Source organism: Sciscionella sediminilitoris (assembly GCF_000737195.2).
Lineage (GTDB): Bacteria > Actinomycetota > Actinomycetes > Mycobacteriales > Pseudonocardiaceae > Sciscionella > Sciscionella sediminilitoris.
The window spans coordinates 27,550-48,645 of the sequence record NZ_JALM01000028.1 but is presented as its reverse complement, the minus strand read 5'-3'; the positions used below and the strand labels follow the sequence as shown (position 1 = coordinate 48,645).

The window sequence follows — 21,096 nt, the reverse complement described above, 5'->3', positions numbered from 1 at the left end:
CCCGATTGCGTCCCGTTGCGGAGCCTGCGAGCATCACGTGGTGTGCACCGTCCGCCGGGCCGTGCCCGCCGACACCGCCGACTGTGTCGCCATCGTGCGGGGACTACCCGAATACTTCACCGAGGATGTCCCGGACAAGATCGCCGCCGAGCTCCGGGAACACCCGGCCTGGGTCGCCGAGGAGGGCACCGGGCTCGCCGGTTTCGCCATCGTGGACCGGCGTTCGGCCCACGCCGCGGAAATCCGGTGGCTGGCCGTCGCCGGGCCGCGGCGGGGAAACGGCGTCGGCACGCGGCTGCTCGACCATCTCGTGCGCGAACTGGCCGCGGACGGGCTCCTGGTGCTGGAGGTCAAGACCCTCGACGCGCGCGCCGGATACCAGCCCTATGTGGCGACGCGCGCGTTCTGGGAGCGGAACGGGTTCGTGCAGGTGGACACGATCGATCCGTTCCCGGACTGGCCGCCCGGCAATCCCGCGGCCATCTACATCGCCGCGCTCGGCACCACCCGGTGAGCTATTCGCTCCCGCGCCGCGCCCGTTTGCGGCGCAACACGGAGAACAGCACCGCGAGCAGCACGGCTGCCAGCGCCGCGGGGAGCGCGCGTTTGGCGACCGTGCCGCCCGCGTAGTCCATCAGATCGATGGCCTCGCCCTGCGGTTTCGGTTGCGGCGCGGGCTCGTCCGGTGACGCTGCCGGTTCCGGCTCCTCCTGTCCGGTTGCCGCCTCCGGCGTGGCGAGCTTGTCCGCGAGGCATTCGGCGAAGGAGGCCAGGATCTTCCCGCTGACCTCGGCGATCATGCCGCGGCCGAACTGGGCGGGTTTCCCGGTGATGTTGAGGTCGGTCTCCACCGCGCCGCTGGTTCCCGCGCCGGATTCGCTCAGTGTCACGGTGACCGTGGCCGCGGCCGTGCCGTTCCCCCGGGAGTCCTTCCCGCTGGCCGCGATGACCACGGTGCGCGTGGCCTCCTCGGTCTGCTCGAATTTTCCGGTTCCCTTGTACAGCAGGGAAACCGGTCCCAGTTTGACCTTCACCGTGCCGCGGAACTCGTTGCCCTCCACCGATTCGAGCGTGGCGCCCGGCATACAGGGGGCGACCCGCTCGGGATCGAGCAGCGCCGCCCACACCACGTCGATGGGCGCGGGAACGGAGAATTCATGGCTTAACCGCAAGCATTCCTCCTAGGTTCGCGCGGCCGCGGTCACCGCGCGCGCGGTGAGCACCCTGGCCAGCTGGGTGCGGTAGGCCGCATCGGCGTTGGCATCGGTACCCGGATTCGCCTCGGCGGCGGCACTGCGCGCGGCCGCCCGCACCGCATCGGCCGTCGCAGGGCCGCCGACCAGCGCCGCCTCCACCGCACGCGCGCGTACCGGAACGGTGTCCATATTGGTCAGTCCCACCTTCGCCTCGGCGATGGTGCCGTTCTCCATCCGCAGCGCGGCCCCGACCGCGACGATCGACCAGGCTTGGGCGACCCGGTTGAACTTCTCGTAGTGTGCCTGCCATCCGGTGTGTTTGGGCACCCGGACCTCGACGAGGATCTCGTTCTCGGCGAGCGCGGTCGTGAAGAAGTCCACGAAGAACTCGGCCGCGGGCAGGGTGCGGCGCCCGTCCGGTCCGGCGATCGTCATGCTCGCGTCCAGGGCGAGCGCGGGCGCGAGCAGATCACCGGCGGGATCCGCGTGGGCCAGCGAACCGCCGAAGGTGCCCCGGTGCCGGATCTGCGGATCGGCAACGGTGCGCGTCGCCTCGGCGAGCAGGGCGGCGTGCGCGTGCACCGATTCGTCCCGGCACACCTCATCATGGGTGGTCATGGCACCGATCACGAGCGCATCGGCCTCTTCGCGGATTCCGCGTAGTTCGGGGATCCGGCCGAGGTCGACCACCGTGGTCGGGGCGGCGAGGCGCATCCGCAGCACCGGCATCAGGCTCTGCCCGCCGCCGAGCACCTTGGCGTCCTCGCCCGCATCGGCGAGCGCGGTGACCGCCTCCTCCACAGTGGACGGTGCGGCGTAGTCGAAGGGTGCGGGAATCACTTCGAACCTCCCTGGATCGCCTGCCAGACCCGTTGCGGGGTACAGGGCATCTCGATATCACGCACCCCGAACTGGCGCACCGCGTCGAGGATCGCGTTCACCACGGCCGGGGTGGACGCGATCGTGCCCGCCTCACCGACTCCCTTGACGCCCAAGGGATTCGAGGTCGCCGGGGTCTCGGTCATGTCCGTGGTGAACCGCGGCAGATCCATCGCCGAGGGCACCAGATAGTCCGCGAGCGAGGCCGTGGTCAGGGTGCCGAACTCGTCGTGCACCGCCTCCTCGTAGAGCGCCTGCGCGATGCCCTGGGCGAGCCCGCCGTGCACCTGTCCCTCGGCGATGAGCGGGTTGACCACCTTGCCGATGTCGTCCACGCACACATAGGAGCGGATGCGCACCGCGCCGGTCTCGGTGTCCACCTCGGTGGCGCACAGGTGAGTGCCGTGCGGGAAGGAGAAGTTCTCCGGGTCATAACTGGCCTCGGAGTCGAGATTGGGTTCCACCCCGTCCGGCAGATCGTGTGCGGCGAACACCGCGAGCGCGATATCGGTGATCGTGACCCCGGCGGCGCCCGTCCCGCGCACCCCGAAGGATCCCGCGGTGAACTCCAGGTCGTCCTCGGCGGCCTCGAGCAGATGCGCGGCGATCGGGCGGGCCTTCTCGATCACCTTGTCCAGCGCCTTGACCAGTGCGATCCCGCCGACAACCAGGGAACGCGAACCGTAGGTGTCCATGCCGCGCTGGGAGATCTGGGTGTCCCCGTGCAGCACCTCGACATCCTCGAAGGGCACCCCGAGCCGGTCGGCGACGATCTGCGACCACGCCGTGTCGTGTCCCTGCCCGTGTGGCGAGGAACCGGTGACCACCTCGACCTTTCCGGTCGGCAGCATCCGCACCTCGGCGTGTTCCCAGCCGCCCGCGCTGTAGTTCAGCGAGCCGAGCACCCGGGACGGGGCGAGCCCGCACATCTCGGTGAAGGTGGAGAGGCCGATACCGAGCTGCACCGGGTCCCCGTTCTCCCGCCTGCGGGCCTGTTCGGCGCGCAGTTCCTGGTAGCCGAACAGTTCTTTGGCCCGCGCGGTGGCCGCCTCGTAGTTGCCGGAATCGTAGGTGAGCGTGGAAACGGTGGTGTACGGGAATTCCTCGTGTTTGATCCAGTTCTTCTCCCGGATCTCGAGCGGATCCACGCCGAGTTCCACGGCGAGCTCGTCCATCATGCGCTCGATCCCGAAAGTGGCCTCCGGGCGGCCCGCCCCGCGATAGGCATCGGTGGGCACCTTGTTGGTGAACACATTGGTGCAGGAGAAGTGATACGCGGGAATCTTGTAGATCGCGTTGAACATGAACGCGCCGAGGATGGGCACGCCGGGAGTGACCAGCCGCAGATAGGCACCCATATCGGCGAGCAGTTCCACCTTGAGACCGGTGATCGTGCCGTCCCCGCGCGCGGCGAGGGTCAGCCGCTGGATCTGGTCCCTGCCGTGGTGCGCGGCGAGCAGCGATTCGGTGCGGGTTTCGGTGTACTTCACCGGTTTGCCGAGCCTGCGCCCGATCAGGAAGGTGAGGAATTCCTCCGGGGTGACCTGGAGCTTGCCGCCGAAGCCACCGCCCACATCCGGGGCGATCACCCGGATCTTGTGCTCGGGGACGCCGAGGCTCATCGCGAGCATCAGGCGCACGATGTGCGGCACCTGGGTGGCCGAGTACAGCGTGGTCTGCGGCCCGGTCGGGTCCACGAGCACCGAACGCGGCTCCATGAACGCGGGAATCAGCCGCTGCTGGCGGAATTTGCGGCGCACCACCACATCCGCGTCCCGGATCGCGTCCTCCACATCGCCACCGGAACCGGCCTGCGCCGAGTCGAAGACCCAGTTCGCGCTGCGGTTCGTGCCCAGCTCCGGATAGATGACCTCCTCGTCACCGGACGCGGCCTCCAGATCGAGCACCACCGGCAGATCCTCGTAGTCCACATCGATGAGGTCCACCGCGTCCCGCGCCTCGGCCGCACTGCGGGCGACCACGACCGCGACCGCCTCCCCGGCGAAGTTCACCGTGCTCTCCGCGATCGAGGGCGCGTTCGGGGATTTCTGGTCCTGGGTGATCGGCCAGGCGCACGGCAGCGAACCCTGCTCGGCGGCGAGGTCCGCGCCGGTGAACACGGCGACCACTCCGGAGCTCGCCCGGGCCTGATCGGTGTCGATCCTGCCGATCCTGGCGTGCGCGACCGGGCTGCGCAGGATGGCCATGTGCAGCATCCCGGGCAGCGTGATGTTGTCGGTCCACCTGGTGCGACCGCTGATCAGCCGCGCGTCCTCTTTGCGAGTGCGGGCTTTGCCGAGTTCGGGTTCCACGGTCGAGGTCATTGCTTCGCCCCCAGCTCACCCGCCGCGGCACGCACGGCGTTGACGATGTTCTGGTAACCGGTACAGCGGCAGAGATTGCCCTCGAGTCCTTCGCGCACCTGTTCCTCGCTCGGATCCGGGGTGTCGCCGAGCAGATCGATGGACTGCATGATCATCCCGGGCGTGCAGAATCCGCACTGCAGCGCGTGGTTCTCGTGAAAGGCCCGCTGCACCGGATGCGGCTGACCGTCCCGTTCGAGCCCCTCGATGGTGGTGATCTCGGCGCCGTCGGCCTGGACCGCGAGCACCGAACACGACTTCACTGAGCGACCGTTCAGATGCACGGTGCACGCACCGCAATTGCTGGTGTCACAGCCGATGACGGTGCCCACCTTGCCGAGATTTTCCCGAAGATGCTGGACAAGCAGGGTTCGGGGCTCGACATCGTCGGTATAGGACGTTCCGTCGACGGTCATCGTGATGCGCATGGACCCTCCTGGTGGTGGGAGTAGTGATCGGGACCACAGCCACCCCCAAGCCTGCCCTCCTCGGAGTTCGGACACAACATGCTCCGCGTCTGCGCATATCGTGCGCGGGACCGAGTCCGCAGATGCGGAACACGAAGAACACGCCTTCCGCCTCTCCCCATCACCCGCTTGGAGGTGGCAGGATTCGCCCGTGTCTTCGCGAGGAACTAGCCGACTAGTCACCCGATGTTTACCGTTCGTGGTCGCCGCGCTCACACTGACCTCCTGCGGTATCGGCGGAACCGGGGAACCGACCGGGCATTCCACGAAGACCGTGCTCCCTCCGGTGAGCAAGGACCCGAAGCTGGCGAGCCTCGTCCCGGCCAAGGACGCCGAGGACGGCAAGCTGCTGATCGCGAACGACCAGACCTATCCGCCCAACGAGTTCCGGGATTCCGGGGCGCTTGTCGGAATGGACGTGGATATCGGGCGCGCCATGGCGAAACGGCTCGGCCTCGAGGCGGAATTCCAGAACTCCAGCTTCGACGGGATTCTCGGCGGCATCAAGGCGCACAAATACGAGGCGGCGATCTCCTCGTTCAGCATCAGCGCCGACCGGCTCGCCGAACTCAATCTCGTCTCCTACTACATCGCGGGAACCTCGCTCGGCACGCTCAAGGGCAATCCGAACCGGCTGGACGATAACGATCTGTGCGGGACCACCATCGCCGTGCAGAAGGGCACCACGCAGGTCGACGACCTCAACGCGCGCAACAAACGCTGCGCGCAGCAGCACAAGCCGCCCGCGACGATGATGCAGTTCCAGGCGCAGACCGATGTGAACCTGGCGCTCGCGGCGAAGCGGGTGCAGGGTGAGCTCGCCGATTCCCCCGTCGTCGCCTACGCGATCAAGCAGTCCGAGGGCAAGCTCGAACAGGTCGGCAAATCCTATGCGAACGCGCCCTACGGTGTGGCCGTCCCGAAGGACGATACGGGCCTGGCGAAAGCGGTCCAGGCGAGCCTGCAATCGCTCATGGACGACGGAACCTATCGCAAGATCCTGGAAAAGTGGGGCCTTGACGAAGGCGCGATCAAGAAGGCCGAAGTGAACCCGAAGGTTACGGATTACTCATGAACACTGAGCACCAGGATCCGATCAAGGCGGTTCCGGTACGCAGGCCCGGCCGCTGGATCGGCGGGGTCATCATCGCGCTCATCGCGATCGGCGTCATCTACAGCATCGTCACCAACAAGAATTTCGAGTGGCCGACGGTGTGGCGCTATCTCTTCGATTTCCGGATTCTCACCGGGCTGCGCAACACCCTCGTGCTCACCGTGCTTTCCATGGTGATCGGGGTGGTCGGCGGGATCATCCTGGCGATCATGCGGCTTTCCCGCAGCCCGCTGGTCTCCGGCGCGGCCGCGGTGTACATCTGGTTCTTCCGCGGCACCCCGCTGATCACCCAGCTGATCTTCTGGAACTTCTTCAGCCTGCTCTACCCGCGCATCGGCTGGGGAACGTTCAGTGTGGACACCAATACGCTGATCGCCCCGTTCGTCGCCGCACTGCTCGGGCTCGGGCTCAACGAGGCCGCCTACATGGCCGAGATCGTGCGCGGCGGGATCTCCTCGGTGGACGAGGGACAGCGCGAGGCCGCGTCGGCACTGGGCATGCGACAGGGGAAGACCTTGCGGCGCATCGTGTTGCCGCAGGCGATGCGGGTGATCCTGCCGCCGACCGGGAACGAGACGATCGCCATGCTCAAGACCACCTCGCTGGTCGTGGTGATCGGCTACTTCGAACTGATGACCGCGGCGCAGCAGATCTACGCGGACAACCTCAAGCAGATTCCGCTGCTGATCGCGGCCGCCATCTGGTATCTGCTGCTCACCTCGATTCTGAGCATTTTCCAGTCCCGCATCGAGAAGCGGTACTCGCGCGGCGTGAGCGGAATCGCCACGCAGCCGGGATTCGCCGAACGGATGTTCTCGTTCAGGAAGGCAGCGCGATGAGTGAGCAGCCCACCCAGGAACCGATGGTGCGCGCCGAGGGCGTGTGCAAGCACTATGGCCGCCTCGAAGTCCTCAAGGGCATCGATCTCGAGGTCGCCCCGCGCGAGGTGATGTGCGTGATCGGGCCTTCGGGCTCGGGCAAATCCACGTTCCTGCGCTGTATCAACCACCTGGAGAAGGTGAACGCGGGCAAGCTGTGGGTGGACGGGGAACTCGTCGGCTACCGCCAGCACGGAGACAAGCTGCACGAACTGCGTGAGCACGAGGTCGCCGAGAAGCGCCGGGAGATCGGCATGGTGTTCCAGCGGTTCAACCTGTTCCCGCACATGACCGCGCTCGGCAATGTCATCGAGGCCCCGGTCCAGGTGAAAGGGGTACCGAAGGCGGAAGCCAAGCAGCAGGGCGAGGAACTGCTCGCCAGGGTCGGGCTCGCGGACAAGGCCGATGCCTACCCGAACCAGCTCTCCGGCGGGCAGCAGCAGCGGGTCGCGATCGCGCGGGCCCTTGCCATGAAACCGAAACTGATGCTCTTCGACGAACCGACATCCGCGCTCGATCCGGAACTCGTCGGCGAGGTACTTGCCGTGATGCGCGGGCTCGCCGAGGACGGGATGACCATGGTGCTGGTCACCCACGAAATGGGATTCGCCCGTGAGGTCGGCGATTCGCTGGTGTTCATGGACGGCGGAGTGGTCGTGGAGAAGGGCAAACCCCGCGATGTGATCAGCAATCCGCAGCACGAGCGCACCCAGTCCTTCCTCGCGAAGGTGCTATGAAGCGCGTCCTCGTCCTGCTCGCCGCCGTGCTGGTGCTCGCCGGTTGCGCGCGGGCGGCGAACGTCAAGGGCCCCAAGGGAGTCCCGCTCGTGGCGTCCGGCCAGCTCACCGTGTGCACGCACCTGTCCTTCGCACCGTTCCAGTCGGTCAAGCACGGGGAGATCGTCGGTTTCGACGTGGACCTGATCGATCTGGTCGCCCGCGATCTCGGGCTGCCGCAGAAGATCATCGACACCTCCTTCGAGGGCATCCAGTCCGGGACCGCGTACAACTCGAACCAGTGCGATATCGGCACCGGCGGGATGACGATCACCAAGGTGCGCGCACAGAACATGGACTTCTCGATCCCGTACTTCGACGCGAAGCAGGCATTGCTGTGCCGGGCCAGCGAACCGGCGAACAGTATGGATGCGTTGCGCGGCAAGCAGATCGGCGTTCTCGTCGGCACCACGGGCGAGGAGTACACCCGGAAATGGAACGCCGCGCACGGTAATCCGCTGCAGGTGGTGCAGTTCGACGAGATGACGGTGGAGTTCACCGGGGTCAAGACCGGGAAGGTCGCCTGCGCGATGCAGGACAACGGGCCGCTGCTGGACTTCGCCAAACAGAACCCCGGCCTGGTCGCCACCGCGCAGTTCGACACCGGGGAGAAACTCGGATTCGGCGTGCGCAAAGGCAATACCGCGATGCGCACGGAAATCGACCGGGTGCTGCGGAAAGCCTACGCCGACGGCACCTATGCGCGCCTCTACAAGAAATGGTTCACCTGAGAATGAGCGCTCCCAAAACGCCACGGGCACGCGCGATCCGCGCCGTGCAATACCTCGTGCTGCTCGCGGCGATTCTCGTGCTCGCGCTGCTCGCCGACTGGCGCCAGATCGGTGTCACGTTCTTCGATCCGGTCGCGATCGCCGGGCAGTTCCCCGGGGTGCTGTCCACCGCGCTGGTCAACACGATCTTCTACACGGTGCTCGGTTTCGCCTTCGGCTTCCCGCTCGGGCTGATCATCGCGCTGATGCGGATGTCCCAGGTCGCCCCGTATCGCTGGCTCGCGACCGCCTATGTGGAGGTCTTCCGCGGGGTGCCGACCCTGCTCGTGTTCATCGCGCTCGGCTACGGGGTGCCGATCGCGTTCAACGCCCGCTACGACAACTGGTTCGCGGTCATGCTCGCGCTCGGCCTCGTCGGGGCCGCCTACACATCCGAGACCATCCGCGCCGGCATCACCGGGGTGCCGCAGGGTCAGGTCGAAGCCGCCGATTCGCTCGGCATGACCCGCCCGCAGGCCTACCGCACGGTGATCATCCCCCAGGCGTTCCGGATCGTGCTTCCCCCGCTGACCAACGAGCTCATCCTGCTCGCCAAGGACTCCTCACTGGTCTACGCGCTCGGGCTCACCATCGACGAGTACGAGCTCACCAAGTGGGGTCAGGTCGGGCTCACCGAGTTCAAATCCCTGACCTCGGTGATCGTCGCGGGCCTGTGCTACCTCGTGCTCACCATCCCGCTCGGTTACCTCTCCCGCTACCTGGAACGGCGCGGGACGGTGGCCGCAAGCCGGGTCCGCAAGAACACCGCGAACCCGGCCTGAGGCGCGGCCGGGTTCAGCGCTGCTCGCCGCCCTGGCCGCCCTGCTCGCCCTGGCCACCGAGGAAGTCCTTGGCCTTGTCCAGGCCCTTGTCGATCTGCTCCTCGTGACCGAACTTCTCTTTCGCGAACTCGCCCGCCTTGTCCAGGCCCTGCTCGACCTTGTCGCCGTGCTCTCCGGCGAACTCCTTGGCCTTGTTCGCGAGGTCTCCGAATTCCATGATTGCTCCCTTCACACTCCCGGTCCGCGTGCTCGGACCGCGGGGCCGACCGTAGTCGCTACCCGCCGTTCCGTCACCTTTTCGGGGTTTCGGGGAGCGTCGAGAGCGTGCTCACCGGCGGCACAGCCGCTTTCACCACCCTCTCAACTCACACCGCGGCGGGGTTCCGCCACCCGCACCGCGCCCAAGCCCCAACGACAATTCGCTAATGGATCTGTTTGCGGGACTTGTTCTTGATGTAGCCGTACGCCGCAGTACCCGCGAACAGCACCGCTCCGACAATGACCAGCCAGAACAGGCCCTTGATCACTGCGCCGAGGACCATGAATCCCACCCAGACGACCAGGATCCCACCGAGCACCTTCAGCACCATGTCAACCTTCAATCTCCGAAACTTCGCAGCCGTTGCTGCCGTCCAGTCTCCACGAGCCGGATCGGGCCCACCACAGGTATGACCCTGAACTTCACCCGGAGAACCCGGAGCGCTGTCCCGGTGAGTGCACTGGCAGCCACTCTCCGATACGGCGCAGGCCTTCGGTGATTTCCGTACTCGTACCTGCGAACGAAAGACGGACGAATTCGTTCCCGCGTACCGGATCGAAGTCCACTCCGGGCACCACGGCGACCCCGGTCTCGGCGAGCAGCCTGCGGCACCAGTCGATCGAATCCGAGGTCAATGAGGATATGTCGACATAGACGTAGAAGGCTCCTTCGGCGGGCGCGAACCGGTCGAGCCCGAGTGCACCGAGCCCGTCGAGCAGGATCTTCCGGTTCCCCGCGTATCCGCGCACGGCCTCATCGGCCTCGGCGTAGGCGGCGGGTTCGAAGGCGGCGACGGCGGCCAGCTGGGAGTGCACGGGCGCGCAGATGGAGAAGTTGCCGACCAGGGTGTCCACGGCGCGGCGCAGTCGCGCGGGCACGAGCATCCACCCGATGCGCCAGCCGGTCATCGCCCAGTACTTGGAGAAGGAGTTCACCACGATGGCCTCGCGGGAGGTGCGCCAGGCGCAGTCGGAGTCCGCGCCGTAGGTGATCCCGTGGTAGATCTCGTCCGAGATGAGCTGGATGCCGCGGTCCCGGCAGTACCCGGCGAGTTCGGCGAGCCGGTCCGCGCCGAGCACCGTCCCGGTCGGATTGGCCGGGCTGGCCACCACGAGCCCGGCGAGGTCCTGCTGCCGGTCGAGCAGTTCGGGGGTCGGCACATAGCCCTGCTCGGCTCCGCACGGCAGGTCCACGACCTCGCAGCCGAGCGCACTCAGGATGTTGCGGTAGCAGGGGTACCCGGGATTGGGCAGGGCGACCCGGTCACCCGCGTCGAAGGCGGCGAGGAAGGCCATGGTGAACGCGCCGGAGGAGCCGGTGGTCACCACGACGTCCTCGGTCTCCACGCTCAGTCCGTAGCTGCGCCGGTAGTGTCCGGCGATCCCGGCACGCAGTTCCGGGATACCGAGCTGTTCGGTGTACCCGAGGCGGTGCTCGGTCACCGCGCGCGCGGCCGCCTCCCGCACCACCGCGGGCGCGGGGATCGACGGCTGCCCAGCGGCGAGCGAGACGACGTCACCGCGCTCACGCTGACGCTGCCCTGCCGCGGAGAGCACCTCCATGACGTGGAACGGCGCGACGGCGGCCCGTTCGGCGACTCGTAACAATGGCCTGGCTCCTTAAGACTCGCGGAGAACCCAAGCCTGTCACATCAGTAGCCGACGTACCCTCCGCCGTGCGCCATCGCCTTGACGCCGGGAACATTGGACAGCGAACCGTAGCGACTGATCGAGTACTTCACCCCGGCGCAGATGTTGTCCACCGGGTTGTAGATGTCGTCGTGCCCGGGCAGCTTGTTCGACTGGAACGTGGGGTCGATGCACTGCATGAGCCCCTTCGAGGGGGTCCCCTTGGCCGCGTTCGAGTCCCAGTTGTTGATCGCGTGCGGGTTGCCGCCGGACTCCTTCTCGATGATCTGCCAGATGATCTTCTTGTCCGCGTCCGAGACGTTAACCCCCGCCTTGCGCAGCTCCGCGATGGCCTGGTCGATCCACTGCTGCACGTTGCCCGGCGGCGGGCCACCGGCAGGCGGTCCACCCGAGGCGCCCATACCGCCGCCTCCGCCGCCACCGCCGGAGCCGCCACCACCGGAGAAGCCGCCGTACCCACTGCCGCCGCTGACCGAGGAGGTCTTCAGCGAGGACCCGCCGCTTCCGCCGGGGCTGGGCACGTTGTTGTAGGTGTCCTTCATGGTGGAGGTCTGCTTGGAGAGCTCGGTGGAGAGCTTCTTCATCGCATCCTGGGCCTTGTGCTCGGCCTGGGTGATCTTGTCCCGGTTCTCGTCCGCGGCCGCCTTGCCGAGCTCGGCTTTCTTCGCCTCGGTCGGCTTGCCGCCGTTCTGGTCGGGATGCTTGGCCGCCTCGGTCTCCTCGGCGGAGAGCTTCTGCTTGTAGGAGCTCTCCACCTGGTTCATCGCGGCGTCCATCTCGCCCTTGGCGTCGTCGAGCTCCTTGACGGCGGCCCGGATGCTCTCCACGCCCTGGTTGAGCAGTTCGTGCGCGGCCTTCGAGGCGTTCGCGAAGGTCTGCATGTACCCCTTGTAGGAGTCCGCGTCCTTGCCCTGCCACGCCGATTCGAGGCTGCTGATCGTGCCCTGCAGCTGCTTGTGCGAGTTCCCCGCCTGCTCGGCCGCCGTCTCCAGGCTGCCCTGCACATCCTTGAACTCGGCCGTGTTCACCCCGCGCCAGCGCTGCACCTGAGCCTTGATGTCCTCGGCGCCCGGGATATCTACATCCGCCATCTGTCCTGCTCCCCGTCAGTCCTTCGGAGTGAGGTTGTCCTTGTTGACCTTCTCGGCTTCCAGGTGCGCCTGGTAGATCCCGTCCAGGGCCTGCTCGACCTCGTGCAGCCGGTTCCGCGCGGTCCCGTAGCTCTCCTTGACCCCGCCGAGGTGATCGGTGACCGCCTTGCCGGTGGTTCCGGAGTGCTCGTTCTCGCCGAACGCCTTGTGGTCGAGCCGCTGCATGCGGGCGTCCGGAGCGTCCCCCACCTTTTCGTACTCCGTCTTCAACTTGGCGATCGACTGTCGCATCGTCTCGAACTCGGCCTTGTTGAAGTACTTGTCCACCATGGCGCTCGGCCCCCTTACTGGTGCTTCGAAGTCTTCTCCTCGGACGTGGGCGGGGCGGCACTGGTTCCCCGTCGTTCGCCCGGTTTCGCTAATACTCTAAGCCCGAATTCGCCTGCTCACAGCTCATCCAGCAATTCGCAAACGCACATGACCAGTTTCTCGTTGTCGGCCGGGGTCATGGTCAACCAGGTGGTGCCGTCCTTGGCCTGACCGGTGATTTGGGCAAATCGCCCAGACGGGTTGTCATGGAACCCGACGACCCGGTTCGCGCGCCGCAGCCCACCGTCCGCGGCCCGGCACTCGGCACCGAACTGGCCGCGCACCGAGATGTCCCCGGCCATCTGCGCGATGGTCTGCGCCGAGTTCAGCCGCACGCCGTCCCGCTCCAGTTTGGTGATCATCGCCTCCGGATCACCCCCGGTCTCCGCGTCCACCCGCACCAGCAGCTCCTCGGGAACGCTCACCGAGGATCCCTCGCCCTGCGGGGCGCTGCCCGCCACCGAGACGGCGGCCTCGACCAGCGCGTTCTCCCGCGCCGGGATCAGCCACACCTCATCGGAGTCCACCACGGCCAGCTGCGCGGTGTGCCGGTTCGTCACGGCGAGCGCGGTGATCCACCGCTCGGCGTACACCCAGGTGTCCACGGCGAGCCGGTAGTTCGCGAGCAGCGCGAGCCGGTCGGCGAGGTCCCCGTCGATCCGGCCCCGGCGGGCCAGCCCGCGCGCACCGAGCGAGTCGAGCGCGGATCGCACGAGCTCGGCCCGTTCGGACTCGTAGCGGCCCGGGCTCGGTACCCGGATCGCCGGGCGCGGTTCGCGGTGCCCCTCCAGTTCCCAGGCCACATCGAACTCGAGCGGGGAGAGCACGATGGAATCAGGCACGCTCGTCCTTCTGGTCTTCCTCGACCGGACCCTCGAGCACCGGGGGCGCGACCGGACGTTCCTCACTGAACAGGTCGGTGTCCTCGACGGCGAATCTGCGCACGTGGTCCTCGTCGGGTTCGCCGCGCCCGGTCAGCGGCTGCGCGGGTCCCCGGTCCTTGCCGTACACGACCTGTTCCCCGCGGCCCTGCAGCCCGGCGACCCCGGCCGCGCCACCACCGATACCCGCGACGGCGGCAGCGGCGTCGAAACCCGACCCGCCGCCCTGCTGCCGGGGTTCGCGGTCGTCCGTGGACTCGGACTGGGCGACCGAGGTCCGGCTCGCGTCGGTGTACCCGGTCAGCCCGTCGACCGCGCGCTGCCGCGCCTCGTGCGATCGCTGCGCGGCCCGCGTCCAGTCCCCGGACCCGGTCACGATCGTCTGCATCCCCTTCTCGGCGGGGCCGTCCAGCTCGTCCGGATCCGGCATGCCGTTCCTGGTGCGCACGAAGGACTCGGTGGTGTGGTCCAGCCCGGCGCGCATCGCCTCGGTGCGGGCGTTCCCCTGGCTCGCGTGCTCGGCGGCCCCGCCGAGCGTGGCACCGGCCTGCTCCGCGGCGAGCCCCGCTCCCCAGACGACCCCGAGCTTGCCCAGCTGGGTGCGCAGTTTGTCCTCGATGGCGGCCATCGCCTGCGCGGCCTCGAACAGATTGCCGATGGCCAGGGAGAGCGAGTCGACGCCCTTTCCGGAGCGCATCGCCCGGATCTCGCGTGCGAGTTCGGAGTTGGACCAGCCCGCCCAGCGATAGTCCGGGATGTCGGCGTTCACTGCCTGCCCACCTTGTTCAGGGCGCCCGCGATCTCCTCCTCGTTGAACCCGTAGCTGCGCGCGGCCTCGGCCAGCCGGTCCACCAGTCGCGCCAGGCTGTCCAGGTAGCCCTGGATGCGGTTCACGTGCGAGTCCGGGTTCGTCCGCAGCCGTTTGTCCCAGGCTTCGGCCATCCCCTTGCTGACCAGGTCGTCGCCCGGGGCCAGGATCCCGATCTCGCCGAGCAGTTCCCGGACCTTGCGCCCCTCGGTGTCCAGTACCTCCTGCACGACCTCGGCGACCTGCAGCACGTTGTCCTTGTCGACCTGGATGTCGCGCATCCCGCTCGGCGCCAAGGCCCGTTCGGCACTCGCGGTGGCCCGCAGCTCGGCGTTCTCCACCGCGGCGAGCGCGCGCTGCAGCGGATCGGCGGTGTGCGTATCGGCCATCGACACCACCTTCCCCTGCCCCGAGCTTGCGTACCAGTCAGCAGGCTACCAAGGAGCGGGCAGCCGTACCGGTCGTTCGACGCAGCGGAACCCGCCGGGGTTCCGTCGGGGTTCTCAGAATTCGGCGATGTCCGTGCGGTAGTGCCCGCCGGTCAGGTGCACGCCCTCGATGCGCTGATAGGCCTGGGCACGGGCGGCGTCGAGATCGTCCCCGGAACCGACGACGGCGAGCACCCGGCCCCCCGAGGAAACGATGGCCCCGTCCTCGCGGCGGCGGGTTCCCGCGTGCAGCACGCCCTCGGCCTCGGCCCCGGTGATCGGGTCGCCCACGCGCGGGGTGCCCGGGTAGCCCTCGGCGGCGAGCACCACGGTGACCGCGGTCCCCTCCGCCCATTCGAGTGGCGGGAGTTCGGCGAGCTTTCCGGTCGCGGTCGCGTGCAGCACCCCGGCGAGCGGGCTGCGCAGCAGGGCGAGCACGGCCTCGGTCTCCGGATCCCCGAAGCGCGCGTTGAACTCGATGACCTGGGGCCCGTCCGAGCTGAGCGCGAGCCCGGCGTAGAGCAGCCCGTTGAACGGAACCCCGCGCGCGGCGAGTTCGCGAACGGTGGGTTCCACGATGGTGCGCACGATCGTGTCGGCGAGCCCGGGTTCGGCCCAGGGCAGCGGCGCGTAGGCACCCATTCCGCCGGTGTTCGGGCCGACCCCGCCGTCCCCGACGCGCTTGAAGTCCTGCGCGGGTAGCAGCGGGACCACGGTCTCCCCGTCGACGAGGCAGAACAGCGAGACCTCCGGTCCGTCCACAAAGGACTCGAGGATCACCGGGTGGCCGCCGTCCAGCAGGGTCAGCGCGTGCGCCCGTGCCGCCTCGATGTCCTCGGTGACCACGACCCCCTTGCCCGCCGCGAGTCCGTCGTCCTTGACCACATAGGTCGGGCCGAATCCGGCGAGCGCCTTGTCCAGCCGCGCGGGGTTGTCCACCACCTCGCTGCGTGCGGTGGGTACCCCGGCCGCGTGCATGACGTCCTTGGCGAAGGCCTTGGAACCCTCGATGCGGGCCGCGGATGCGGAGGGGCCGAAGCAGGCGATGCCCGCGGCGCGCACGGCGTCCGCGACCCCGGCGACCAGCGGTGCCTCCGGCCCGATCACGACCAGATCGGCCGACCAGCCGCGGGCGAGCTCCACCACGGCGGCCGCGTCGTTCGGATCGGCGATCGCCGGCTGCTCGGCGACGGCCGCGGTGCCCGCATTGCCCGGGGCACAGGCCAGGGCGGTCACCGTGGGGTCATGGGACATCGCGAGTACGAGGGCGTGCTCGCGAGCACCGGCCCCGATCACCAGAACGCGCACGGGGCCAGCCTAGGACATGCGCCAGAGTGCCTCTGGGAACCCTCGCCCGTCGCGAGCGGGAGGCAGCGTGACGGTGCCCCGCGGGGCACCCGCACCCGAGATCAGCAAGGCGGACGACGACAGCGCAGCGGCGCTGCGCGGGAGGAGGACAACGCCGCGAGGCGCCGCGCTGGCACGCGAAGGTACTTCGCCGATGTCGCAGCGCAGCAGGGCATGGGGTTCTCAGAAGTGCTCTACACCAGCCGCGCGTCCACGTAGCACCAGCGCCAGCTCTCCCCGGGTTCCACCGAACGCATCACCGGGTGGCCGGTCGCCGCGTGGTGCGCGCTCGCGTGCTGGTGCTCGCTGGAATCGCAGCACGCCACATGGCCACAGGTTAAACAGGCACGCAGGTGTGCCCAGGTATCTTCACCTAGCGTGAGGCAATCGGCGCATCCCTGCCCGGCATCGATGCGCAGCTCGGGGAGTGCCTGCACATGCACACAGCTCATGAGCTCAGTCTAGTCCGCCGTACGAGGAGGAGACCCGATGTCCGGGGTGGAGATGCTGCTGCTGTTGGCCGGTTCACTCGTGGTGACGGCCGCATCACGGCGCTATAAGATCCCCGGCCCGCTGGTGCTGCTCGCCGCCGGGCTCGCGGTCTCGTTCATCCCCGGGCTGCCCGCCTTCGACATCGACCCCGAGCTCACCCTGGCGCTGATCCTGCCGCCGTTGCTCTACTCGGCCTCGCTGGAGTCCTCCTATGTGAACCTGCGCGCGAACATCCGCCCGATCGCGCTGCTCGCGGTGGGACTGGTACTGGTGACCGCGGCGGCGGTGGGGCTGACCGCCTACTGGCTGCTTCCCTCGCTCTCGCTGCCCGCGGCCTTGGTGCTCGGCGCGATCGTGGCACCGCCGGACGCGGTCGCGGCCACGGCGATCGGGCGCAGGCTGGGGCTGCCGCGCAAGCTGATGACCCTGCTCTCCGGGGAAAGCCTCGGCAATGACGCGACCGCGCTGACCACCTACAAGGTCGCGGTGGCCGCGGCGATCGGCACCGGGTTCTCGTTCGGCAGGGGGCTGTGGATGTTCGCCCTCGCCACGGCGGGCGGCATCGTGATCGGGCTGGTCATCGGCTACCTCGTGCACCAGGTGCGGATGCGGATCGGGGACCCGATCCTGGAGAGCGCGATGGGCCTGCTGGTGCCGTTCGGGGCGTATCTGATCGCGGAGGACCTGGAGACCTCGGGCGTGCTCGCGGTGGTCACGGCCGGGCTCTACCTCGGGCACAACTCCACCAAGGCGGGCTATGCCACCCGTTTGCAGGACGCCGCGGTGTGGGACGCGGTGAAGATGCTGCTCGAATCGATGGTGTTCGCGCTGATCGGACTACAGCTGCGCAACGCCGTGGAGGCGAGCGGGGTGTCCGTCTCGGTGTTCCTCGTCGCGCTCGTCCTGCTGGTGGTGACGATCGTGGTGCGCATCGCCTGGCTGTTCCCCGCGACCTATATTCCGCGATTACTGTTGCGCCGCAACGATCCGCGCCCGAGCTGGAGACATGTCACCGTGCTGTCCTGGGCCGGGATGCGCGGGGTGGTCTCGCTCGCCCCCGCGGTCGGGCTGCCCATCGCGATGGCGGCCGATCAACGCGGGGTGATCCTGCTGTGCGCCTTCGTGGTGACGGTGGGAACCCTGGTGCTGCAAGGATTGACCCTGCCCTGGCTGATCAACCGGCTCGGAGTGGAAGGCAACGAGGAGCACGAGGACCGGCTCGCCGAAGCCCAGATCCGGCACACCGCGGCCAAACGCTCCATCGACCGGCTCGACGAACTCGACCAGACCGGGAAACACACCAAACTGATCGACCGGCTGCGCGCCGCCGCCGAACTGCGCGCCAACGGGGTGTGGGAGCAGCTCGGCCGCCAGGACGAGGAAACCCCGATGTCGAAGTTCCGCCGGATCCGCCGCGAGATGATCAAGGTGGAGCGCACGACCTTCATCGAAGCGCGGGACAACGGCGATATCGATGACGAGGTGTTCCGCCGGGTGCAGCGGGAACTGGACGAGGACGAGGCCTCGCTGGACCGCTAGACCACGCCGAGGCGCACGCGGTAGGTCCACCACCAGGTGCGCGGTTCCGCGAGGTGGCGCTGGGCCGCCGCGGCGAGCACGTCCATGCCGATGCCTTCGTCCCCGACGCCCGCTCTGCGCAGGGCGACCGTGCCGCCCTGGCTCTCCGCGACAGCGCACAACCGCGCGGCGTCGCCGGAATCCTGCGCGTGCAGCGCGATCTCGCGGACCAGCCGGAATTGGCCGCTGTCCCGCATCCGCTGCGCGTGCTCGTGTTTGTTCGCCTTGCGCGGCAACAGGTTCAGCTCGATCTGCGCCGCGTAGTGCTTGCGCTCGAACTCCAGATAGGCCGCGTCCACCTCGGGGTGCACGGTCGGCGGCCAGTCGCAGTCGTAGGCGGCGAACACCCCGCCGGGTTTGAGGATCCTGGCGACCTCGGGCAGTGCCCGTTCGGCGTCGAACCAGTGCAGCGCCTGGCTCGCGGTGACCAGATCGGCGCACGCGTCCGGCAGTCCGGTGTGTTCGGCGGTCCCGTCGGCGATGGTCAGCCCCGGGACCCGGGCGCGCGCGATCGCGGCCATCTCGGCATTCGGTTCCACGGCGTAGAGCTGTCCGGCGATGTCCTGCCATGGCTCGGTGGACAGTCCGGTTCCCGCGCCGAGGTCCACCACGGTCGGGGATTCCCGGCCGGTGTACTGGCGCAGCAGTTCGAACAGTGCGGCGGGCGGGCTCGGCCGGACACGGTCGTATTCCTCGGCGAAGCCGTCGAAACGGGAAACGGAGTCAACCACGAGGATCAACTATAAAGAACCTGACCTCCGGCCGCCCGACCTGACCATAATGTGGTGCCCGGCGCGCGATCCCGTTGTCCGCGAGGTATTCCAGATAGCGGCGCGCGGTGACCCGGGTGGCGCCGATGGCCTCGGCGACCGCGGCGGCGGAGAGCCCTTCTCCGGCGGTGCCGAGTACCGCGCGCACCGCGTCCAGGGTGCTCCGGCTCATGCCCTTGGGCAGGGCGTGATGGTCGGGGGTGCGCAGCGCGGCGAACATCCCGTCGAGCTCGGCCTGATCGCTGACCTCTCCGGTGCGCGCGGCCTGTTCCCGGAACCGGGCGTAGCGGGTCAGTTTCTCCCGTAGTGCGGCGAAAGCGAACGGTTTGAGCAGATACTGCACCACCCCGGAGGACACCGCGTCCTTCACCACGGCCAGATCGCGCGCCGAGGTGACCGCGATGACGTCCACCCCGCGCAGCGCACGGCAGACGGCGAGGCCGTGCATATCGGGCAGGTAGAAATCGAGCAGTACCAGGTCCACGTGTTCGCGGGCGCAGAACCGCAGCGCCTCGGCCCCGGAGTGCACCACCCCGGCGACGGTGAATCCGGGCACCCGCGACACGTAGTCCTCGTGCGCCCGTGCGGCCTCGGGTTCGTCCTCCACGATGAGCACGGCGATCATCGCCGCTCCACGGGAATCCGCACGCTGAACTCCGCGCCGTGCACCTCGATCGATCCGCCCCTGCTGCGCACCACCTGGCCGACGAGCGCGAGCCCGAGGCCACGGCCACCGGATTTCGTGGTCCAGCCGCGGCGGAACAGCTGCGGAAGTTGCTCCGCGTCCACCCCCGGCCCGCTGTCGGTGACCCGCAGCAGCAGTTCGCCCTCGTGCACGCGCACGGTCACCTCCACCCGTGGCCGGGCCGCAGCGGCGTTCTCGATGGCCGCGTCGATGGCGTTGTCGATCAGGTTACCCAGCACGGTGATCAGTTCGCGCGGTTCCAGCAGCCCTTCACCGACCTCGGTGTCCTCGGTGACGCTCAGTTCTGCCCCGCGTTCGTTCGCCTCCGCCGATTTGCCGAGCAGCAGGGCGGCGAGCACGGGTTCGGTGACCGCGCCGACGACCCGGTCGGTGAGCTGCTGCGCGGTGGCCAGTTCCTCGGTGGCCAGCTCGACGGCCCGTTCCGGGCGGCCGAGCTCGACCAGGGAGACCACGGCGTGCAGCCGGTTCGCCGATTCGTGGGCCTGGGCGCGAAGCGATTCGGCGAAGCCGCGCACCGCGTCGAGCTCCCCGGTCAGGGCCTGCAGCTCGGTGTGATCCCGCAGGGTGACCACGGTGCCGAGACGTCGCCCGCGCGCGTGCACCGGGGCCACGTTGACCACGAGCACGCCGGTATCGGTCACGTGGATCTCATCGGTGCGCGGTTCGGCGGAGACCACCGCACCGGCCAGCTCCCCGGCGAACCCGAGCTCCGCGGCGGTGCGCCCGCGCGGATCGCCCTCGAGTGCGAGGAGTTCGCGTGCCGCGTCATTGCACAGCGCGAGCCTGCCCTCGCGGTCGAACAGCACCAGCCCTTCGGTGACCGCGTGCAGCACGCCCTCGTAGTAGTCGAACATCCGGGCCAGCTCGTCCGGGGCGAGCCCGCGGGTCTGGCGCCGCAGCCGCCTGCTGACCAGGTAGCTGCCCGCCAGCCCGGCAACCAGTACCACCGCGGCCACCCCGAGCAGTACCGGCAACCGATCGCGGAGTTCCTGGGTGACCTCGCGGATCGTGATGCCGACCGCGACCAGGGCACGCACCTGATGCCGCCGGTCGAACACCGGCGCCACCGCACGCATCGAAGGGCCGAGTGTTCCGGTGTAGGTCTCGGTGAAGGTGTGCCCGGCGAGCGCGGGCGCGGTGTTCCCGAGGAACCGCTTCCCGATCAGGCCCGGGTTCGGATGGGTGTAGCGCACCCCGTCGGGGCGCATGATCGTGATGAAGTCGACCCCGGTGTCCGCGCGAACCTGTTCGGCCAGCGGCTGCAGCTCCTTCGTGTCCGCGGGCAGCTCGGGCAGATCGGCGAGCGATTCGGCGACGGTGCGCACCACCTCGCGCGCCCGATCCTGCGCGGCCCGTCGCGCGTCGAGCACGGAGAGCACCGATCCCGCCGCGACGAGCAGTACCACGACCACCACCTGCAGCAGGAGTAGTTGTCTGGCGACACTCATCCGCATCCGTGAACGATATGAACACAATCGTGACGGCACCGCGCC

The 21,096-nt window shown here is 68.4% G+C and carries 24 protein-coding genes; 7 read left to right on the top strand and 17 right to left on the bottom strand.

What is annotated here, in order from left to right; all coding sequences use genetic code 11:
• The first annotated feature begins 40 nt into the window (after positions 1-40).
• Positions 41-514 carry a GNAT family N-acetyltransferase gene (locus AD72_RS13855; RefSeq protein ID WP_197284962.1) on the top strand — a complete coding sequence of 158 codons (474 nt, stop codon included), beginning with the start codon at positions 41-43 and terminating at the stop codon, positions 512-514.
• A gap of 1 nt (position 515) precedes the next feature.
• Here the strand turns inward: AD72_RS13855 and AD72_RS13850 are convergent, their stop codons facing one another.
• The 4 genes from AD72_RS13850 to AD72_RS13835 are packed head-to-tail and all read right to left on the bottom strand — an operon-like array spanning position 516 to position 4,866.
• The gene (locus AD72_RS13850; RefSeq protein WP_031466906.1) at positions 516-1,172 is read right to left on the bottom strand and encodes an SRPBCC family protein; all 657 of its coding nucleotides are present in this window, start codon (positions 1,170-1,172) and stop codon (positions 516-518) included.
• A 9-nt stretch (positions 1,173-1,181) separates the two neighbouring features.
• Positions 1,182-2,036 (bottom strand): FAD binding domain-containing protein, encoded by an 855-nt coding sequence (locus tag AD72_RS13845; RefSeq protein ID WP_031466905.1) that lies wholly within the window; start codon positions 2,034-2,036, stop codon positions 1,182-1,184.
• Complete coding sequence (locus tag AD72_RS13840) at positions 2,033-4,399, bottom strand: xanthine dehydrogenase family protein molybdopterin-binding subunit (protein WP_031466904.1); 2,367 nt, start codon at positions 4,397-4,399, stop codon at positions 2,033-2,035. The genes AD72_RS13845 and AD72_RS13840 overlap by 4 nt, the downstream gene beginning before the upstream one ends.
• Positions 4,396-4,866: a (2Fe-2S)-binding protein gene (locus AD72_RS13835; protein ID WP_037345773.1), complete on the bottom strand. Its 471-nt coding sequence runs from the start codon at positions 4,864-4,866 to the stop codon at positions 4,396-4,398. Before AD72_RS13835 ends, AD72_RS13840 begins: the two co-directional genes overlap by 4 nt.
• A gap of 238 nt (positions 4,867-5,104) precedes the next feature.
• Here AD72_RS13835 and AD72_RS13830 point away from each other — a divergent pair, with 238 nt between their 5' ends.
• The 5 genes from AD72_RS13830 to AD72_RS13810 are packed head-to-tail and all read left to right on the top strand — an operon-like array spanning position 5,105 to position 9,225.
• Positions 5,105-5,980 (top strand): ABC transporter substrate-binding protein, encoded by an 876-nt coding sequence (locus AD72_RS13830; protein ID WP_031466902.1) that lies wholly within the window; start codon positions 5,105-5,107, stop codon positions 5,978-5,980.
• Positions 5,977-6,858, top strand: coding sequence for an amino acid ABC transporter permease (locus tag AD72_RS13825; protein WP_031466901.1), 882 nt, complete (start codon positions 5,977-5,979; stop codon positions 6,856-6,858). The genes AD72_RS13830 and AD72_RS13825 overlap by 4 nt, the downstream gene beginning before the upstream one ends.
• 23 nt (positions 6,859-6,881) lie before the next feature.
• Positions 6,882-7,634 carry an amino acid ABC transporter ATP-binding protein gene (locus AD72_RS13820; RefSeq protein WP_156365184.1) on the top strand — a complete coding sequence of 251 codons (753 nt, stop codon included), beginning with the start codon at positions 6,882-6,884 and terminating at the stop codon, positions 7,632-7,634.
• Positions 7,631-8,404, top strand: coding sequence for an ABC transporter substrate-binding protein (locus AD72_RS13815; RefSeq protein WP_031466899.1), 774 nt, complete (start codon positions 7,631-7,633; stop codon positions 8,402-8,404). Before AD72_RS13820 ends, AD72_RS13815 begins: the two co-directional genes overlap by 4 nt.
• 2 nt (positions 8,405-8,406) lie before the next feature.
• Positions 8,407-9,225 (top strand): amino acid ABC transporter permease, encoded by an 819-nt coding sequence (locus AD72_RS13810; protein WP_020499567.1) that lies wholly within the window; start codon positions 8,407-8,409, stop codon positions 9,223-9,225.
• A gap of 13 nt (positions 9,226-9,238) precedes the next feature.
• Here the strand turns inward: AD72_RS13810 and AD72_RS13805 are convergent, their stop codons facing one another.
• The 10 genes from AD72_RS13805 to AD72_RS13765 form a co-directional block, all read right to left on the bottom strand.
• On the bottom strand, positions 9,239-9,442 hold the full coding sequence (locus AD72_RS13805; RefSeq protein WP_031466898.1) for an antitoxin: 204 nt from the start codon (positions 9,440-9,442) through the stop codon (positions 9,239-9,241).
• 205 nt (positions 9,443-9,647) lie between these two features.
• The gene (locus AD72_RS37170; RefSeq protein ID WP_031466897.1) at positions 9,648-9,815 is read right to left on the bottom strand and encodes a hypothetical protein; all 168 of its coding nucleotides are present in this window, start codon (positions 9,813-9,815) and stop codon (positions 9,648-9,650) included.
• Positions 9,816-9,906: 91 nt separating this feature from the next.
• On the bottom strand, positions 9,907-11,091 hold the full coding sequence (locus AD72_RS13800; protein WP_031466896.1) for an aminotransferase class I/II-fold pyridoxal phosphate-dependent enzyme: 1,185 nt from the start codon (positions 11,089-11,091) through the stop codon (positions 9,907-9,909).
• 44 nt (positions 11,092-11,135) lie between these two features.
• Entirely contained in the window at positions 11,136-12,224 is a 1,089-nt protein-coding gene (locus AD72_RS13795) for a transglycosylase SLT domain-containing protein (RefSeq protein ID WP_037345768.1), read from the bottom strand.
• Positions 12,225-12,239: 15 nt separating this feature from the next.
• Positions 12,240-12,554 carry a hypothetical protein gene (locus AD72_RS13790; protein WP_031466894.1) on the bottom strand — a complete coding sequence of 105 codons (315 nt, stop codon included), beginning with the start codon at positions 12,552-12,554 and terminating at the stop codon, positions 12,240-12,242.
• Between the two features lie 116 nt (positions 12,555-12,670).
• Complete coding sequence (locus AD72_RS13785) at positions 12,671-13,435, bottom strand: ESX secretion-associated protein EspG (protein WP_031466893.1); 765 nt, start codon at positions 13,433-13,435, stop codon at positions 12,671-12,673.
• A complete protein-coding gene (locus tag AD72_RS13780; RefSeq protein ID WP_031466892.1) occupies positions 13,428-14,243 on the bottom strand; it encodes a hypothetical protein in 816 nt (271 codons plus the stop codon). The genes AD72_RS13785 and AD72_RS13780 overlap by 8 nt, the downstream gene beginning before the upstream one ends.
• Positions 14,240-14,671, bottom strand: coding sequence for a hypothetical protein (locus AD72_RS13775; protein ID WP_031466891.1), 432 nt, complete (start codon positions 14,669-14,671; stop codon positions 14,240-14,242). Before AD72_RS13775 ends, AD72_RS13780 begins: the two co-directional genes overlap by 4 nt.
• Positions 14,672-14,785: 114 nt before the next feature.
• Positions 14,786-16,018, bottom strand: coding sequence for a phosphoribosylamine--glycine ligase (gene purD / locus AD72_RS13770; protein WP_031466890.1), 1,233 nt, complete (start codon positions 16,016-16,018; stop codon positions 14,786-14,788).
• A 233-nt stretch (positions 16,019-16,251) separates the two neighbouring features.
• Positions 16,252-16,509, bottom strand: a complete 258-nt coding sequence (locus AD72_RS13765; RefSeq protein WP_037345765.1) for a UBP-type zinc finger domain-containing protein — start codon at positions 16,507-16,509, stop codon at positions 16,252-16,254.
• A gap of 37 nt (positions 16,510-16,546) precedes the next feature.
• Here AD72_RS13765 and AD72_RS13760 point away from each other — a divergent pair, with 37 nt between their 5' ends.
• Positions 16,547-18,088, top strand: coding sequence for a Na+/H+ antiporter (locus AD72_RS13760; RefSeq protein WP_031466888.1), 1,542 nt, complete (start codon positions 16,547-16,549; stop codon positions 18,086-18,088).
• On the opposite strand, the gene AD72_RS13755 is transcribed toward AD72_RS13760, so the two are convergent.
• Genes AD72_RS13755 through AD72_RS13745 form a run of 3 tightly spaced genes read right to left on the bottom strand, consistent with a single transcriptional unit; the run spans position 18,085 to position 21,051 of the window.
• The gene (locus AD72_RS13755; RefSeq protein ID WP_031466887.1) at positions 18,085-18,858 is read right to left on the bottom strand and encodes a class I SAM-dependent methyltransferase; all 774 of its coding nucleotides are present in this window, start codon (positions 18,856-18,858) and stop codon (positions 18,085-18,087) included. The two genes, AD72_RS13760 and AD72_RS13755, sit on opposite strands and share 4 nt — an antisense overlap.
• Entirely contained in the window at positions 18,851-19,522 is a 672-nt protein-coding gene (locus AD72_RS13750) for a response regulator (RefSeq protein WP_031466886.1), read from the bottom strand. Before AD72_RS13750 ends, AD72_RS13755 begins: the two co-directional genes overlap by 8 nt.
• Positions 19,519-21,051 carry an ATP-binding protein gene (locus AD72_RS13745; protein WP_082468935.1) on the bottom strand — a complete coding sequence of 511 codons (1,533 nt, stop codon included), beginning with the start codon at positions 21,049-21,051 and terminating at the stop codon, positions 19,519-19,521. The genes AD72_RS13750 and AD72_RS13745 overlap by 4 nt, the downstream gene beginning before the upstream one ends.
• Positions 21,052-21,096 lie beyond the last annotated feature (45 nt).

Coding starts and splice junctions, on each gene's coding strand:
- AD72_RS13840 (WP_031466904.1), bottom strand. CDS start 4,399: ATGACCTCGACCGTGGAACCCGAACTCGGCAAAGCCCGCACTCGCAAA.
- AD72_RS13835 (WP_037345773.1), bottom strand. CDS start 4,866: ATGCGCATCACGATGACCGTCGACGGAACGTCCTATACCGACGATGTC.
- AD72_RS13825 (WP_031466901.1), top strand. CDS start 5,977: ATGAACACTGAGCACCAGGATCCGATCAAGGCGGTTCCGGTACGCAGG.
- AD72_RS13820 (WP_156365184.1), top strand. CDS start 6,882: ATGGTGCGCGCCGAGGGCGTGTGCAAGCACTATGGCCGCCTCGAAGTC.
- AD72_RS13815 (WP_031466899.1), top strand. CDS start 7,631: ATGAAGCGCGTCCTCGTCCTGCTCGCCGCCGTGCTGGTGCTCGCCGGT.
- AD72_RS13810 (WP_020499567.1), top strand. CDS start 8,407: ATGAGCGCTCCCAAAACGCCACGGGCACGCGCGATCCGCGCCGTGCAA.
- AD72_RS13805 (WP_031466898.1), bottom strand. CDS start 9,442: ATGGAATTCGGAGACCTCGCGAACAAGGCCAAGGAGTTCGCCGGAGAG.
- AD72_RS37170 (WP_031466897.1), bottom strand. CDS start 9,815: ATGGTGCTGAAGGTGCTCGGTGGGATCCTGGTCGTCTGGGTGGGATTC.
- AD72_RS13795 (WP_037345768.1), bottom strand. CDS start 12,224: ATGGCGGATGTAGATATCCCGGGCGCCGAGGACATCAAGGCTCAGGTG.
- AD72_RS13790 (WP_031466894.1), bottom strand. CDS start 12,554: ATGGTGGACAAGTACTTCAACAAGGCCGAGTTCGAGACGATGCGACAG.
- AD72_RS13775 (WP_031466891.1), bottom strand. CDS start 14,671: ATGGCCGATACGCACACCGCCGATCCGCTGCAGCGCGCGCTCGCCGCG.
- AD72_RS13765 (WP_037345765.1), bottom strand. CDS start 16,509: ATGAGCTGTGTGCATGTGCAGGCACTCCCCGAGCTGCGCATCGATGCC.
- AD72_RS13760 (WP_031466888.1), top strand. CDS start 16,547: ATGTCCGGGGTGGAGATGCTGCTGCTGTTGGCCGGTTCACTCGTGGTG.
- AD72_RS13750 (WP_031466886.1), bottom strand. CDS start 19,522: ATGATCGCCGTGCTCATCGTGGAGGACGAACCCGAGGCCGCACGGGCG.
- AD72_RS13745 (WP_082468935.1), bottom strand. CDS start 21,051: ATGAGTGTCGCCAGACAACTACTCCTGCTGCAGGTGGTGGTCGTGGTA.